We start from the raw sequence: 16,248 nt of genomic DNA on the forward strand, positions 1-16,248 counted from the left end.
CGATATCGGCCGCCCCGCGGCACGGCGAACCGCCTTGTCAGCGTGCGAGACTAGGTAACCATGAGCGACCCACGGACCACTCCGTCGATCTTCACCCGCGGCGCGGTCGATCTCAGCGCGCTGCGAGCCCCGGCCCCTGCCCCGTCGGCGGACCCGAGCCGCCCGGCCGCCCCGAGCGGCCCCGACGGCGGCGCCCCGGCCGCGGGCTTCCCGGGCGGCGCGCCCGAAACGATCATTGACGTCACCGAGGCCAATTTCCAGACGGCGGTTCTCGAGCGATCCCTGTCGACCCCGGTCATCATCGACTTCTGGGCCGACTGGTGCGAGCCGTGCAAGCAGCTCTCACCGGTGCTCGAGCGGCTCGCCCACGCCGGTGGCGGCTCCTGGGTGCTCGGCAAGGTCGATGTGGACGCCAATCCCCGGCTCGCCCAGGCGCTCCGCGTGCAGGGCATCCCGATGGTGGTCGCGGTGGTGGGCGGCCAGCTGGTCGAGGGCTTCACCGGCGTGCTCCCCGAGCACCAGGTGAAGCAATATGTCGACGCCGTCCTCAAGGCCGGTGGCATCTCGGTCGAGGAGCCCGCCGACCCGCGGATCGACGCGGCCGACGACGCGCTGATGGTCGGCGACCTCGACGCGGCCGAGGCGGCCTACAAGAAGATCCTCGCCGAGACTCCGACCGACGCGGCCGCCGAGTCCGGCCTGGCCCAGGTCGCCCTCTACCGCCGGGTGGAGGGGGCCGACCCGGCCGCCGTGGTGGCCAACGCGGCCGCCGACCCCGACGACCTCGACGCCCAGCGCCTCGCGGCCGACTTCGAGGTGCTCAGCGGCGAGGCCGACAAGGCCTACGAAAGGCTGGTCGCGCTGGTCAAGCGCACCTCCGGCGACGACCGCGACGCCGTACGCAAGCATTTGCTGTCGCTGTTCAGCGTGGCCGGCCCGGACGATCCGGCGGTGGCCGGGGCCCGACGAGCGCTGGCCAGCGCACTCTTCTAGGCGGGAGGCTCCGTGCGCCGCATCGCAGTCCTCGACGCACCGTCCAATCTCGGTCTGCGCCCGCCGACCGCGACCTCGGTGCCCGGCTGTGCCAAGGCGCCCGGAGCCCTCCGTGACCACGGCCTGCTGACCCGGCTGCACGCCCGCGACGCCGGCTGCCTGACCCCGCCGCGCTACGACCCGGGCGACTGGCGGCCGGGCGACGGGGTGGCGCACGCCGAGCAGATCGCGGCCTATTCGCGGGCCCTGGCCGACCGGATCGGCGGCATCCTCGACGCCGGCGAGTTCCCGGTGATCCTCGGCGGCGACTGCTCGATCCTGCTCGGCTCCGGCCTGGCCATGCACCGGCTCGGCGAGGCCGTCGGCGGCCGCATCGGCCTGGTCTTCGTCGACGGCCACTCCGACTTCCGGCACCCCGGCAACGCGTCCTACGTGGGCGCGGCGGCCGGCGAAGACCTCGCCCTGGTCACCGGTCGCGGCCAGCCCGACCTCGCGTCGATCGAGGGCCGCCGGCCCTACTTCCGCGACATCGACGTGGTGGTCCTGGGCATCCGCGCCCAGGACGAATACCGCCTCGACCTGCAGGCGGCCGGCATCGTGACCCGGCCGGTGCCGGCGCTGCGGGCCGAGGGCGCGGCGCGCAGCGCGCAGTGGGCCCGCGACCAGCTCGTCGACTGCGCGGGCTACTGGCTGCACGTGGACGTCGACGTGCTCGACCCGGCGGTGATGCCGGCCGTCGACGCGCCGTCGCCGGGCGGCATCGCGTTCCCCGAGCTGGAGATCCTGCTGGCCGGGCTGGTCGAGTCACCGCACTGCCTGGGCGTCGAGATCACCGTCTTCGACCCCGACTACGACCCCGACGGCTCCTACGCCGAGGAGATCACCAACGCGGTGGCGGCCGGCCTGGCCGCGGCCCGCACGGTGACCTCGCGCCCCGACCTGATCGCGGCCCGGGCCGACCTGGCCGCCCCCGGCCGCCGTGCCCCCCGGCCGGCGCCGGCCGACGAGCCCGAGGCACCAGCGGCGCCGCCCTTCAGCCCGCTCGCCGCGGCCCTAGCCGCTTCGGCGCCCGAGGCGGAGGAGCCGGAGGCGAAGGAGCCGGAGGCCGAGGAACCGAAGGCGCCTTCGTTCGATCCGCTTGCCTTGGCTCGGGCGGCCTCGGCTCCGAATTCGGAGGCCCCGGCCGTCGCGGAGCCGGAGTCGGCGCCTTCCGTCAACCCGCTTGCCCTTGCTCTGGCCGCCTCGGGCCCGGCTTCCGTGGCCCGCGCGGCCGATGAGGCGGAGGCGGAGTTCGAGGAGGAGCCGGAGGCCGAAGCGGCCGCGGAGCTGGATCCCGAAGAGGACGGCGACGAGGAGCCCGAGGAGATCCGGCTGGCGCCTCGGCCGCTCGGTCAGGCGCCGCTGCTCGACTCCAAGCCGCTCCCGGCCACCCGGCCCGGCATGCTGCGCCCTCGCCAGTCCGACGACCACCCGGCCGGCGAGGGCTTCTCGCTGCCGGTTCAGCGGCCGGCGTTCGATCTGGGTTCCGGCTCGCCGGCCGACATCGCCTGACGAGCCGGGCCCGGTTTCCTACTTGTTCAGGGTGTTCAGGAACGTCGCCACGAGCGGGACGGCGGCCTCGGCGCCGGCGCCGCCCTTCTGGACCATCACCGCGAAGGCCACGTCGCCCTGGTAACCGATGAACCAGGAGTGCGTGTCCTTGCTCTTGTCGTCGAACTCGGCCGTGCCGGTCTTGCCGAACACCGGCTTGCCCTTGACGTCCGCCAGCGCCGCCCCGGTGCCGTCGGTGACCACCTCGCGCATCATCGACCGCAGCGCCGCGACCGCGGCCGGGTCGAGCTGCGCCCCGTCCGCGGCGGCCTTGGCCGGCGCCGGGTCGAGCACGAGTTTCGGCTGCTTGAACTGGCCGCGGGCGACCGCGGCGGCCACCGAGGCCATCGCGATCGGGCTGACCGCGGTGGCACCCTGCCCGAACGTGGCCGCGGCCAGCTCGGTCGGGGTCTCGGCCGCCGAGATCTTGCCGCTGAACGCGTCGACGCCCAGGTCCCACTGGGTGCCGAGGCCGAGCGCGGTGGCCGCCTCGTTGAGCCCGGCCGCGCCGAGTTTCGGGGCCAGCCCGACGAAGGCCGTGTTGCAGGACTTCGAGTAGTCCTCGTGGAACGGCACGCTGCCGAGCACCTCGCCGCCGGAGTTCTTGAACTCGCGACCGTCGACGTTGGCGGTCTTCGGGCAGTTGACCGCGGTGTCGGCGGTGACGATCTTCTTGGCCAGCAGCCCGTACGCGGAAACGGTCTTGAAGGTGGAACCGGGCGGGACCTGCCCGCTCAGCGCGGTGTCGACGGTGCCGCCGTCCGGGCCGTTGGCCACCGCCAGCACGGTGCCGTCGCTGACCTTGATGGCCACCAGCGAGCTGGGCTGTTTCTGAGTGGCCAGGGCGGTGTCGGCCGCGTTCTGGGTGGCGGTGTCCAGGCTGATCTTGATCGGCTTGCCGTCGACTGCCTTGGTGCTGAACAGCTGGGTGTCGGTGACCGTGCCGTCGGCGGCCTCCCGGGCGATCACCACGGAGAGTCCGGCGGTGCCGCGGAGGGCCGTGTCGTACCGCTGCTGGAGGCCGCCGTGCCCGACGACGTCGCCCTGGGCGACCGAGTCGGGGTTGGCGTCGATGTCCTCCCGGGTGGCCTCGTCGGCCGTGCCGAGCAGCGCCCGGGCGAAGGCCCGGGTCGGCGCGAGGTTGCGGGTGCCTTCGATGAAGGAGGTGCCGAGCAGCGGCCGGACCTTGTCGCGGATCTTGTTGTAGTCCGGCCGGCGTAGCGTGACCAGGTCGACGAAGTCGGTGGGGTCGGCGTTCTTGACCCGGTCGGCAAGGTTCGACATGTCGACCGTCACCTTGATCGACTTGAAGGCGGCGTCGAGATCCTTCTGCAACTGTGCCAAGTTTTTGATCTTCTGCGGTTCGACGCCGACCGTGACCACGTCACGCGGCGTCACCAGCGCGGTGCCCTTGGCGTCCAGGATCCCGGCCCGTTTCGAGGCGACCCGGCGGACCTTCAGCTTGTCGCCGGTCAGCAACTCGCTCTGCACGATCGCCGGCTCCCAGACCACCCGCCAGCCCTTGGTGTTCTGCTTGGTCAGGCGGACCGTGCTGTCGTACGACCAGGGGGTGCCACCGGGCAGCGTCCAGTCGAGCTTGATCTCGGCCGAGGCGATGTCCCCGGTCGTCTTCGGATCGCCGACCGGGGTCAGCACCAACGACTGTTTGGCCAGGTCACCGGAGAGTTCCTGGAGCTGGGTGACCACGTCGTTGGCCGCGACCTTGCCGCCGTCGGCGCCCACGAAGCCCACGGAGCTGAGGTTTCCGCTGCGCCAGCCGGCCAGGAAATCCTTGAGCGTGCCGTCCGGTCCGTCCTTCGAGCACGCCGTTAAACCGGCGGCGACCAGTGTCAACGCGGCCGCGAAAGCAACCCGTCGGTAGCCGGTCAGTTGCCGTCGGTAGAGCATGAAGCACCTCTTTCTGGGTACGCCGTGAGGCGATGCTACGGAACGGTAATAAAGATGCGCTCGTCCCGTGGACCCGGATGGGGTGACGTGGAGCAAATTCGGCGACGATCGGCCCGAACCCACCACGCGTGTGATCCGGCGCGGTTAGTCAGCCGTAGGCTGTGGGCGACTAGTTCGAACCCACAGTGTCGTGGGTGAGGGGAGCGCCTGGCCATGTCTGTCGCCGACGAGGCTGCGACGGAAACCGACTCGAATTCCGATGAGTTGGATCTGTCTCAAGGTCCCGGGCTGGCCCTCACGGGCCGCCTCGGTGCGTCCGAGGACGGGGAGATCGACGAACCGCTACCGAACGGGGAGCGCCTGGTGGCGCAGGCCGTCGAGGTGGCGGGCAACGACCACGCGACGGCGTCGCTGGTCGGCCGGTTCTGGCGGTTCGCGCCGGATGAGGAGCTGGTCGGTCTTTCGCCGCAGGAGATGCATGACGCAGCGGTCGCCCATCGCGAGCTCGCCGCGGTGCGGTTGCCCGGCGAGTTGAAACTGGCGATCACGCCGCCGGTCGGCGAGCAGTGCCACACCATCCTGCAGATCGTCACCGACGATATGCCGTTCCTGGTCGACTCGGTGATCGCCCTGCTCACCGCGCATCAGTTGCAGGTGCACCTGATGGTGCACCCGTTGATCGTGGTGCGCCGGGAGCCGCTGGGCGCGATGGCCGAGCTGGCCGCCGACGTCGAGCCGGACGACGCCATCGACGGCGACCTGGTGGAGAGCTGGATCCGGATCGAGATCGACCCGATCCGCCGCGCGGAGGCCCGCGAGCAGCTGCACAACGAGGTCCGCCGGGTGCTGACCGACGTGCGGGACGCGGTCGAGGACTGGCCGCGGATGCGCCAGCGGGCCCTGGTGATCGCCGACGAGCTGGCCGCGGCGCGCGGGTCCGAGGTCAAGCTGCCGGTGCCGGACAAGGACGTCACCGACTCGATCGAGCTGCTCAAGTGGCTCGCCCACGACCACTTCACGTTCCTGGGCTACCGCGAATACCGTCTGGACTCCGACGTGCTCAATGCGGTGCCCGGCACCGGCCTGGGCATCCTGCGTGGCGACTCGACCCCGCGGCGGCTCTCCACGATGACCCCCGAGGCCTACCAGCGGGCCCTCGAGAAACGCCTGCTGGTGATCACCAAGGCCAACTCGCGGGCCACCGTGCACCGCTCGGCCTACCTGGACTACATCGGCGTGAAGGTCTTCGACGGCCACGGCAACGTCGTCGGCGAGCGCCGCTTCCTGGGCCTGTTCAGTTCGTCCGCCTACCGCACCAGCGTGCGGGAGCTGCCGGTGGTCAAGCGCAAGGTCACCGAGGTGCTGGACCGCTCGGGCCTGTCCCCGCGCGGCCACTCCGGCAAGGACCTGCTGCAGATCCTGGAGACGTACCCGCGGGACGAGCTCTTCCAGATCAAGACCGACGACCTCTACGAGGCCGTCATCGGCGTGCTGCGCATGGCGGGGCGTCGTCAGCTGCGGCTCTTCCTGCGGCGTGACGGGTACGGGCGATTCATCAGCTGCCTCATCTACCTGCCGCGCGACCGCTTCACCACCGGTAACCGGCTGCGCATGCAGGAGATTCTGCTGCGCGAGCTGAACGGCATCGGGGTCGACTACACGACCCGGGTCACCGAGCGGATGCTCGCCCGGGTGCACTTCATCGTGCGCACCGACCCGGCCGACCCGCCCGGCCAGGTCGACCCGAACGAGCTGGCCGAGATGCTGGCCGACGCCACCCGCATGTGGGACGACGACTTCTCCCTGGTGCTGGAGCGCAAGCTGGGGGAGGAGCCGGCCCGCGACCTGTTCACCCGGTACTCGCACGCCTACCCGGACAGCTACAAGGACGGTCACACGCCGTACGAGGGCATGCAGGATCTGGCCAAGCTGGAGCTGCTCGAGGAGCCCGGCCAGCTCGAGATGCATCTGTACCGCAAACGGCACCTCGGTAAGACCGGCGAGCCGGTGCCCGACGACCACGACGTGCGGTTCAAGGTCTACCGGTACGGCGAGCCGATGATGCTGTCCGCCGTCCTCCCGGTGCTGCACTCGCTCGGCGCCCAGGTCGTCGACGAGCGGCCGTACGAGATCCGCCGCACCGACGGCACCGTCTACCTCTACGACTTCGGGCTGCTCCCGCCGGCCGCGCACCGCGAGCTGGCCGAGGTGCGCCCGCAGGTGGAGAACGCGTTCGCGGCGGCCTGGCGCGGTGAGGCCGAGGTCGACGGGTTCAACGAGCTGGTGCTGCGGGCCGGGCTCACCTGGCGGCAGGTGGTGGTGCTCCGGGCGTACGCGAAATATCAGCGCCAGACCGGCGGCGTCTTCTCGCAGCGCTACATCGAGTCGACCTTCATCGCGTACCCGGAGATCGCCCGCTCGATGGTGATGCTGTTCGAGACCCGGTTCTCGCCCCGGCTGGAAGCCGGGGAGGCCGAGCGCGGCCGGCTGGCCGGCGAGATGGTCGACAAGATCACCGAGCTGCTGGACGGGGTGGACAGCCTCGACCAGGACCGCATCCTGCGCTCCTACCTGACGCTGATCAACGCGACCCTGCGCACCAGCTTCTTCCAGCGCGGCGCGGACGGCCGGCCGAAGTCCTACGTGGCGTTCAAGCTCGACCCGCAGGCCATCCCCGACCTTCCGCAGCCCCGCCCGAAGTACGAGATCTTCGTGTATTCCCCTCGCTTCGAGGGCGTGCACCTGCGGTTCGGCGCGGTCGCCCGCGGTGGTCTGCGCTGGTCGGACCGGCGCGAGGACTTCCGCACCGAGGTGCTCGGCCTGGTCAAGGCCCAGATGGTGAAAAACGCGGTGATCGTGCCGGTCGGCGCCAAGGGTGGCTTCGTCCTCAAGCAGAAACCGGGCGACCGCGACGAGGCCGTGGAGTGCTACAAGCGGTTCATCACCGCCCTGCTCGACGTCACCGACAACATCCACAACGGCAAGATCGTGCCGCCGCGCGACGTGGTCCGGCACGACCACGACGACCCCTACCTGGTGGTGGCGGCCGACAAGGGCACCGCGACGTTCAGCGACATCGCCAACGAGATCTCGGTGGCCAAGGAGTTCTGGCTCGGCGACGCGTTCGCCAGCGGCGGTTCGGCCGGCTACGACCACAAGAAGATGGGCATCACCGCGAAGGGTGCCTGGGAATCGGTCAAGAAGCACTTCCGCGACCTGGGCACCGACACCCAGACGGAAGACTTCACGGTGGTCGGCGTGGGCGACATGAGCGGCGACGTCTTCGGCAACGGGATGCTGCTCTCCCGGCACATCCGGCTGGTCGCGGCGTTCGACCACCGGCACATCTTCCTGGACCCCGATCCCGATTCGGCGACGTCGTTCGCCGAGCGGCAGCGGCTGTTCGACCTGCCCCGATCCTCCTGGGCCGACTACTCGGCCGAGCTCATCTCGCCGGGTGGCGGTGTCTATCCGCGCACGGCCAAGTCGATCCCGATCTCGCCCCAGGTGCGGGCGGCGCTCGACCTGGGCGATGCCACCGCGATGAGCCCCACCGACCTGATGCGGGCGATCCTGCGGGCACCGGTCGACCTGCTCTTCAACGGCGGCATCGGCACCTACGTGAAGGCGGCCGGCGAGACCCACGCCGACGTCGGCGACAAGACCAACGACGCGATCCGGATCAACGGGTCGCAGCTGCGGGTCCGGGTGGTCGGCGAGGGCGGCAACCTCGGCCTCACCCAGCGCGGGCGGATCGAGTTCGCCCGCACCGGCGGCCGCATCTACACCGACTTCATCGACAACACGGCCGGGGTGGACTGCTCCGACCACGAGGTCAACATCAAGATCCTGCTGGGTGCGGCGGTCACCGCGGGCGAGATGACCCTGCCCCAGCGGGACGAACTGCTGGCCACCATGACCGACGAGGTCGCCGGGCTGGTCCTGCGGGACAACTACGAGCAGGCGTTCGCGCTCGGCAACGCGCGGGCGCAGGCCCACTCGCTGCTGCCGGTGCACCGGCGCATGCTCAACGACCTGGAGGAGAGCGGGCAGCTCAACCGCGAGCTGGAGGCCCTGCCGACGGACGCCGAGCTGGCCGCCCGCTACGAGGCGGGCGAGGGGCTGACCGCTCCCGAGTTCGCGGTCCTCCTCGCGTACGTCAAGATTTCGCTGGAGCGCGAGGTCCTCGTCGACGAGTTGGTCGACGAGGCCTGGACCAGCGACGTCATGGCCCGCTACTTCCCCACGCCGCTGCGCGAGCGCTTCGCCGGCCGGATGGCCGGCCACCGGCTGCGCCGGGAGATCATCTCCACGGCGCTGGTCAACGAGGTGGTCAACCGCGGGGGTACGTCGTTCGTCTACCGGGCGATGGAGGAGAGCGGCGCGTCGGCGGCCGACGTCATGCGGGCGTACGTGGTGGTCCGCGAGGCGTACGGGCTGCCGGACATCTGGGCCGCGGCCGAGGCCTTGGACAACCGGGTGCCCACGTCCGCGCAGACGCTGGTCTTCCTGGAGTCGAGGCGCCTGCTCGACCGGGCCGTCCGCTGGCTGGTCAGCACCCGCCGCTCGCCGATCGATGTGGCCGCCGAGATCCCCAAGCTCCAGCCCGGCATCCGCGCGTTGCTTCCCGAACTCCAGAACGTGCTGATCGGTGTCGAACGCCGCTCGATGGACGAGCACGTGGCCACGCTGATCGACAAGGGTGTGCCGCTCGACCTGGCCGAGCGGGTCACCTGGTGCAACTACGGTTTCGGCCTGCTCGACGTGCTCACCGCGAGCGCGTCGTCGGGCCGGGACGCGACCGAGGTGGCCCAGGTCTACTTCGTCCTGTCCGAGCGCTTCCAGATCGACCAGTTGCTGTCGCACATCTCGAAGCTCCCGCGCGGCGACCGCTGGCAGACGCTGGCCCGGATGGCGTTGCGCTACGACCTGTACGCCGCGCTGGCCGCCCTCACGGTCGAGGTCATGGAGTCGACCTCGTCCGAGTCGCCGGCCCCCGACCGGGTGTCCCAGTGGGAGCACGTCAACGCGGCCTCGATCGCCCGGGCGTCGAACGCGATGGGCAACGTCGACGACACCCCCGCCGAGCTGGCCGCCCTGTCGGTCCTGCTCCGGCAGATCCGCACCCTGGTCAAGACCGCGGCGAGCTGACGGCCGGGCCGGCCCCTCACACCGAGGGGCCGGCCGCCGGCTGCCATTCGCGGCCGAACCAGCGGCGGATCCGCTCGGCGCCGAACGTGCTCTTGTCGGCCATCAGCTCGGGTGACGGTCCCTGCAGGCCGCCGACCGGACGCTGCCCCGCGAGGAACGTGACCTCTACCTTCGCCATCTGCCCGGCGCCCATCTCGAGGTAACAGACGCCTTTACCGCCGTACTCGCTGGTTGCGGTCCTGCCTTTGATCGTGTCGACGATGCGGGCGGCGGCCACGGCGGCCTGCCCCTCGGCGAAGACCCCGGCCTTCGGCGTGCCGACGCTGGTCACGTCGCCTACCGCGTAGACCCCCGGGAAGGACGTCTCCAGGGTGAGCGAGTCGGCCGGGATCCAGCCGTCGACGGCCAGGCCGGAATCGGCCACGACCTGCGGCGCGCGGTGCACCGGCACGCCGAGGAACAGGTCGTACGGGATCTCCTCGCCGTCGCTCAGCACGGCGACCTTGCGTGTCGGGTCGAGCGACCGCACCAACGTCTCCGGGCGCCAGGCGATGCCCCGCTCGGCGAACGCGGCCAGCACCGCCTTCGACGCGTCCGGCGACGGCGGGATCGGCGCGCCCAGCGGCATGACCAGGGAGATCTCCGAGGAGTCGCGCAGCCCTCGCTCGGTGAGGAACTCGTGCACCAGCAGCGCGGTCTCACTCGGCGCGGGCGGGCACTTGAACGGCGTCGAGGTGACCGCGACGACCACCTTGCCGCCACTGAAGTCGTGTAGTGCGTCCCGGGCCGCGAAGGCGCCGGGGACCGTGTAGAACTCGTTGCCGCCCTCGAGTAGGCCCGGCGTGGCCTCCGGGTGCAGGTCGGCGCCGAGCGCCACCACCAGGACGTCCGCCTCGAACGTGCCCGCGCTGGTCTCCACCCGCTTCGCGGCCGGGTCGATCGCGGTGATCGTCGCGCGGACGAATCGCACCCCGGGGTTGACCATGTCGGCGTACCGGTGCAGCACATGCTCGGCGCTCACCCGGCCGAACATGACGTCCAGCTTGGAGAAGCCGAACACGAACCCTTCGCTCTTGTCGATCAGAGTCAGCTCGACGTCGTCACCGCACTCCGCGGCCACGACGGTCGCCAGCTCGAGCCCGCCGAACCCGGCCCCCAGCACCACCACATGTGTCGTCACCTGCGGAGACTAGCCTGCCTCCACCGACGCGGCGAAGCCTGCGATCGCCTCGGCCAGCCGATCGGGGGCGTCTCGCTCGGCCGTGTGGCCGGTGCCCGCGAGAGTGACCCGGCTCGCCCGGGGGAGCACGGCCTGCAGCGCGTCGAGCCGCTCGATCAGGTGCTTCGGGCTGCGCTCGCCGGCGATCAGCAGGACCGGAACGTCGATCTTCCGGTACGCGTCGAGGCGGTTGCCCAGCGCGTCGATCGCGTCGTTGTCGTCGAGCTGGCGTTCGACGACCGGACCGATGGTGCGGTTGCGGTTCATCGTGAACTTCGCCAGCGTGACGATCGGGGAGCGGATCCCGGCGATCTCCCGTAGGAAGATCGCGAAGGCGGTGCCGGGTTTGCCGGCGGCCAGGGCCGCGCGAGCCCGGTCGATCCGGCCGCCTCCGCCGAGCGGCTGGTCGATCACCAGGGGTGGCTCGTAGAGGACCGCGGCCGCATAGCGGTCCGGCTCGGCGACGAGTGCCTCGAGCGCCAGCACCGCGCCGGAGGAGTGGCCGACGATGATCGGCCGATCGAGCTCGGCGGCCGCCGCCCGCACCTCGTCCACCTCGTCGGCCATGGTCACCTTGCGGGGCACCTCCAGCCGGTATTGCCGGCGGTGCAGGCGCACCGTGCGGAAGCGGTCGTCCAGGCGATCGGTCACCCGTTTCCAGCTCGACCGATCGCCCATGCCACCGTGCACCACCAGGATCACGTGGTTCATCGCGCCCCTCCTCCTTAGCACCGCTAAGGCGAATTTAGCACTGCTAAGGTGAGGTCGTGAAGGGCTTGTCGCGTGAGGTGCTCATCGAGACCGGGTTGCGTCTGCTGGACGAGGTCGGGCTCGACGGCCTGAGCGTCCGCCGGCTCGCCGCCGAGTTGGGTGTGCAGTCCCCGGCGCTGTATTGGCACGTGAAGACCAAGCAGGAACTGCTCGACGGCATGGCGTCGGCGATCATCACGGCGGCCGGCATGGGCCCGCCCCGCGACGGGGAGCCGTGGCAGGAATGGATCCGGCGACGCGCCCGGGCGTACCGAAAAAGCCTGCTCTCGCACCGCGACGGCGCCCGCCTGATCACCTCGGCCCGGCGCGCGCCGGGCGCGCTCGCCGGTTTCGAGGGTGAGCTGGCGGCGATGGTCCGGATCGGGTTCTCGCCGGCGCTCGCGCTGCGCACGATCATGACGGTGGGTGACTACACAAACGGTTTCGTGCTCCAGGAGCAGGCCCGGATCGGTCCGCCCGGCGAGGAGGAGCTGGCGATCCTGGCGTCGCTGCCGACGCTGAGCGAGGCGTTCCGGTCCGGCGGCTACCGGGAACCTGCGGAGGCATTTGAGCACGGGCTGAACGTGTTGGTCGCCGGCACCGAGGCGGTCCTCGGTTCTGTACCCCAGGGGGGTATAGACTAGGCCCGTGCCTCAGATGATCGAGCTGGAGATCGGCGGGATGACGTGCGCGTCGTGCGCCAGCCGCATCGAGAAGAAGTTGAACCGGCTCGACGGCGTGACCGCCACGGTGAACTACGCGACCGAGAAGGCCCGGGCCACCGTTTCGTCGTCGCTCACCGCGGCCGACCTGATCGCCGTGGTGGAAAAAACCGGCTATACGGCCACCTTCGAGAAACCCGCGGAGACCCGCGATGCACTCCGCGACCGCCTCCTCGTCTCCGCCGTGCTCAGCCTGCCGGTGATCGTGCTGGCGATGGTCCCCGCCCTGCAGTTCGACTACTGGCAGTGGCTGTCGCTCGTGCTGGCCGCACCCGTCGTCGTCTACGGCGGCTGGCCCTTCCACCGGGCGGCGTTCGTCAACCTGCGGCACGGCGCGGCCACCATGGACACCCTGGTCTCGGTCGGCACCCTCGCCGCGTTCGGCTGGTCGGTCTGGGCACTGTTCCTCGGCGACGCCGGCATGCCCGGGATGACCCACCCGTTCTCCCTGACCGCGAGCGACGGCGACGCCATCTACCTGGAAGCCGCCGCCGGGGTGACCACGTTCCTGCTGGCCGGCCGCTACCTGGAGGCAAGAGCCAAGCGCCGCGCCGGCGACGCCCTGCGCGCGCTGCTCGAACTCGGCGCGAAGACGGTCACCGTGCTGCGGGACGGCACCGAGAGGGAGATCCCGGCGGCCGACCTGCGGGTCGGCGACCATTTTCTGGTACGCCCCGGCGAGAAGGTAGCCACCGACGGCGTGGTACTCGACGGCGCGTCGGCCCTGGACCTGAGCCTGCTGACCGGCGAATCGGTGCCGGTCGAGGTGCGCCCCGGCGACCCGGTGACCGGCGCCACGGTGAACGCCGGCGGCCGCCTGGTGGTGCGAGCGACCAAGGTCGGCGCCGACACCCAGCTGGCGCAGATGGCCCGCCTGGTCGAAGAGGCCCAGGACGGCAAGGCGGCCGTGCAGCGCCTGGCCGACCGCATCTCGGCCGTGTTCGTTCCCGTAGTGATCGTCCTGGCCATCGGCACCCTGGGCTTCTGGCTCGGCACCGGCCGCGGCACCACGGCCGCCTTCACCGCCGCCGTTGCCGTCCTGATCATCGCCTGCCCGTGCGCCCTGGGCCTGGCCACCCCGACCGCGCTGCTGGTCGGCACCGGCCGCGGCGCCCAGCTGGGCATCCTGATCCGAGGCGTCGAGGCCCTGGAGTCGACCCGCCGGGTAGACACGATCATCCTCGACAAGACCGGCACGGTGACCACCGGCCGGATGTCGGTGGTCACCATCGTCCCCGCCGCCGGCATCACCGAGGCCGAACTGCTGCGATTGGCCGGCGCCGTCGAGTCGGCGAGCGAGCACCCACTGGGCCGAGCAATCACCGCGGCGGCCCGCGACCGAGGCCCGCTGCCCGAGGTAACGAACTTCCATGCGACCGCCGGCGTCGGCGTCCAAGGCCAGATCGACGGCGTCCCCGTCGAGATAGGCACCGGCACGCCCCCGATGTCCCTATCGCCCACCGTCCGTCTCACGGGCGCGGCTTCTCCCACAGCGCGCCTGTCGGGCGCGGGCAACTCGTCGCTTCTTGCGGATGCCGATTCGCACACCGTGCGCCTGGCGGGCGCCGCCGGCCCGGCCGCGGCGACCTGGGTCGAGGTCCGCGTGGACGGCACGGCCCGAGGGTGGATCGCACTGGCCGACACCGTACGGCCGACCAGCGCCGCCGCCATCTCATCCCTGCGACGCCTGGGCCTGGAACCGATGCTGGTCACCGGCGACGCCCCGGCGGTGGCCGAGGCCGTGGCCGCCGAGGTGGGCATCGACCAGGTCTTCGCCGGGGTGCTCCCGTCCGGCAAGGTCGACGTGGTCAAGCGCCTGCAGGCCGAGGGCCGTTCGGTGGCCATGGTCGGCGACGGCGTGAACGACGCGGCCGCCCTGGCCCAGTCCGACCTGGGCCTGGCGATGGGCGCCGGCACCGACGTGGCCATCCAGGCCTCGGACCTCACTCTGGTCCGCGACGACCTGACCGCAGCGGTCGACGCCGTCCGGCTGTCCCGCCGAACCCTGGCCATCATCCGCGGCAACCTCTTCTGGGCGTTCGCCTACAACGTGTCCGCCCTGCCCCTGGCCGCCGCCGGCCTGCTGAACCCGATGATCGCCGGCGCGGCGATGGCCCTGAGCTCGATCTTCGTGGTCCTCAACAGCCTCCGCCTCCGCCGCTTCGCCCCGCACTGATCCGCCCATCCGTCGAACCCGTCCGCCCTCACCGTCGTGTGTAGATGGCAGGGGTAGGGCGTGATTGCCTCTATCGATACGATGGGGAGTCGCGGTTCGGGAACGGGGAGGAATCGTGCCGGACGGAGTGCAGATAGACACCGACGGAGTCAACGACTTCGGACGGGGCATGCAGCAGCAGACGGGTGACGGCTTCGCCGACATCGCGGGCCGAGGAGCCGACCTGCATCGACAGGGTGTCGGCTTCGGTTCCCGCATGACGCCGAGCGACATCGTGACCGAGGCGAAGGCTCGCTACGCGCAAGCGCTGGCGCACGCCGAGGCCAACCTGCGCGCCTATCAGCAGGCCGCCGGCATTTTGTCGACTGTGGCGGAGCAGATCGCCAGAGACTTCGCGTCCGCCGACCTGAGTTCTGCGCAAGCGCAGCAGCAGGTGGAGAGCATGATCAACTCTGCAATGGTGGAGGCGAACCGCGCTCTCGGTCTCCAGGACGGGGCTGTGTGATGGCTGGGACCACAAATTGGGATCCATACAATCTGCCTGCCATCTGGGCAATGTTGTCACCGGACAACGTCTGCACGGGTGCCGACCAGGTGCTCGCCTGGGACTCGCTGGCCACTGCGGTCGGGGAGCAGCGGAAGCGATTGCTTGCCGCGGGTCAAAAGTTGGCCGACGCCTGGCCGCCGGAGCGGAACGTCTCGGCGCAGGTTTTCCTCACGCAGGTCGACGGATTGCTCGACTCGATGCAGGAGACGATGACCTGCGCCGAGAACACGCATGCCGGCTTGCGCGGTGTTATGGCGGCGATCAGTACGGCCCAAGCTGATGTTCGAGAGTGGGCGTCCGGCCGCGAGGCAGTCAGCGGCGACCTGATGCCGCGGTTCATCGACCATGCCGAGGATGAGTACGACGTCAAGGCGCAACAGGCGATGCGCGATATGGAAGCGGCGATCTCGGCCCACAGCCAGCAGATTTCGGCGCCGTCGCTCTATCAGATGAAACCGGTCGAGCGGCAGCCTCCCGTGATAACGGAATTCGGGGGAGAAGGCCCGTCGGCAGACGGTTCGAATTCTGGCTCGTCCGTGCGGGCCACTCCGGTGCCGGTCCCGGTGCCGCACGACCCGGTTCTTCCAGGTCCGGTCCCCGGCGCGGACCCGGGAGGGTCCGGGTCGGTGCCCGGCTCTGTGTCCGGCTCTGGACTTGACCCGTCGTTAGGCATCGGCCCCGGTCTTAGCGGCGTCATCGCCCCGCAGATCACTCCGCCGCTTACCAGTTCGACCGCCACGTTGGGTTTGCCGAGCGGTTCGGTTCCTGGCAATGGCGGATTGCCCGGTGGTCTGCCCAACGGAATGGGCTTGATCGCGGGTGGTGGCCTGGGTGCGGGTGGTGGCTTGGGCGCGGGCGGTGGGCTTGGTGTCGGTGTGCCCGGGATGACTGGTGGCCGGGGTGCGTCGAGCGCCCGGCGTGCGGTGCCGATGCGCCGAGGTCTGCCGTCGGGTGCAGTGCTCGGCGAAGGCGAGCTCGGCGGCCGCGGCCGCGGCGGCGGTGCGGGGCAGATGCCGATGGGCGGCCAGCAAGGCCGACGGGGAAAGCACGGCGAGGACGGGGAGTTGTTGATCGGCGGGGAAGCGGACGAGCAGTGGGGTACCGCCGAGGGAGTGGCCCCGGTGATCGCTCCGGACAACGCGCCGGTGCGACACGACCCCGGACCCGGCGTCCTTGGGCTCGGCCGATGATC

Annotated in this window: 10 protein-coding genes; 7 read left to right on the forward strand and 3 right to left on the reverse strand. The window is 70.8% G+C overall.

Going from position 1 to position 16,248, the window contains the following annotated elements:
* Positions 1-60: 60 nt before the first annotated feature.
* A complete protein-coding gene (locus tag Ato02nite_RS16705) occupies positions 61-993 on the forward strand; it encodes a tetratricopeptide repeat protein (RefSeq protein WP_213007444.1) in 933 nt (310 codons plus the stop codon).
* Between the two features lie 12 nt (positions 994-1,005).
* Positions 1,006-2,544 carry an arginase family protein gene (locus Ato02nite_RS53275; RefSeq protein ID WP_213007445.1) on the forward strand — a complete coding sequence of 513 codons (1,539 nt, stop codon included), beginning with the start codon at positions 1,006-1,008 and terminating at the stop codon, positions 2,542-2,544.
* Between the two features lie 18 nt (positions 2,545-2,562).
* Here Ato02nite_RS53275 and Ato02nite_RS16715 read toward each other — a convergent pair whose 3' ends face one another.
* A complete protein-coding gene (locus tag Ato02nite_RS16715; RefSeq protein WP_213007446.1) occupies positions 2,563-4,491 on the reverse strand; it encodes a penicillin-binding transpeptidase domain-containing protein in 1,929 nt (642 codons plus the stop codon).
* Between the two features lie 213 nt (positions 4,492-4,704).
* On the opposite strand from Ato02nite_RS16715, the gene Ato02nite_RS16720 reads away from it, so the two are divergent.
* A complete protein-coding gene (locus Ato02nite_RS16720; RefSeq protein WP_213007447.1) occupies positions 4,705-9,642 on the forward strand; it encodes an NAD-glutamate dehydrogenase in 4,938 nt (1,645 codons plus the stop codon).
* 16 nt (positions 9,643-9,658) lie between these two features.
* On the opposite strand, the gene Ato02nite_RS16725 is transcribed toward Ato02nite_RS16720, so the two are convergent.
* Entirely contained in the window at positions 9,659-10,822 is a 1,164-nt protein-coding gene (locus Ato02nite_RS16725; protein WP_246607060.1) for an NAD(P)/FAD-dependent oxidoreductase, read from the reverse strand.
* A 9-nt stretch (positions 10,823-10,831) separates the two neighbouring features.
* Entirely contained in the window at positions 10,832-11,572 is a 741-nt protein-coding gene (locus Ato02nite_RS16730) for an alpha/beta fold hydrolase (RefSeq protein ID WP_213007448.1), read from the reverse strand.
* Positions 11,573-11,628: 56 nt separating this feature from the next.
* On the opposite strand from Ato02nite_RS16730, the gene Ato02nite_RS16735 reads away from it, so the two are divergent.
* From Ato02nite_RS16735 to Ato02nite_RS16750, 4 genes are all read left to right on the forward strand, one after another.
* Entirely contained in the window at positions 11,629-12,255 is a 627-nt protein-coding gene (locus Ato02nite_RS16735) for a TetR/AcrR family transcriptional regulator C-terminal domain-containing protein (RefSeq protein ID WP_213007449.1), read from the forward strand.
* Between the two features lie 13 nt (positions 12,256-12,268).
* Positions 12,269-14,509 carry a heavy metal translocating P-type ATPase gene (locus tag Ato02nite_RS16740; RefSeq protein WP_213007477.1) on the forward strand — a complete coding sequence of 747 codons (2,241 nt, stop codon included), beginning with the start codon at positions 12,269-12,271 and terminating at the stop codon, positions 14,507-14,509.
* A 115-nt stretch (positions 14,510-14,624) separates the two neighbouring features.
* The gene (locus Ato02nite_RS16745) at positions 14,625-15,014 is read left to right on the forward strand and encodes a hypothetical protein (RefSeq protein WP_213007450.1); all 390 of its coding nucleotides are present in this window, start codon (positions 14,625-14,627) and stop codon (positions 15,012-15,014) included.
* A gap of 50 nt (positions 15,015-15,064) precedes the next feature.
* Positions 15,065-16,246 carry a hypothetical protein gene (locus tag Ato02nite_RS16750; protein ID WP_213007451.1) on the forward strand — a complete coding sequence of 394 codons (1,182 nt, stop codon included), beginning with the start codon at positions 15,065-15,067 and terminating at the stop codon, positions 16,244-16,246.
* The last annotated feature ends 2 nt before the right edge of the window (positions 16,247-16,248 follow it).

The organism is Paractinoplanes toevensis, from assembly GCF_018332695.1.
Taxonomy (GTDB): Bacteria; Actinomycetota; Actinomycetes; order Mycobacteriales; family Micromonosporaceae; genus Actinoplanes; species Actinoplanes toevensis.

Coding starts and splice junctions, on each gene's coding strand:
- Ato02nite_RS16740 (WP_213007477.1), top strand. CDS start 12,269: ATGATCGAGCTGGAGATCGGCGGGATGACGTGCGCGTCGTGCGCCAGC.
- Ato02nite_RS16715 (WP_213007446.1), bottom strand. CDS start 4,491: ATGCTCTACCGACGGCAACTGACCGGCTACCGACGGGTTGCTTTCGCG.
- Ato02nite_RS16720 (WP_213007447.1), top strand. CDS start 4,705: ATGTCTGTCGCCGACGAGGCTGCGACGGAAACCGACTCGAATTCCGAT.
- Ato02nite_RS16705 (WP_213007444.1), top strand. CDS start 61: ATGAGCGACCCACGGACCACTCCGTCGATCTTCACCCGCGGCGCGGTC.
- Ato02nite_RS16750 (WP_213007451.1), top strand. CDS start 15,065: ATGTTGTCACCGGACAACGTCTGCACGGGTGCCGACCAGGTGCTCGCC.
- Ato02nite_RS16730 (WP_213007448.1), bottom strand. CDS start 11,572: ATGAACCACGTGATCCTGGTGGTGCACGGTGGCATGGGCGATCGGTCG.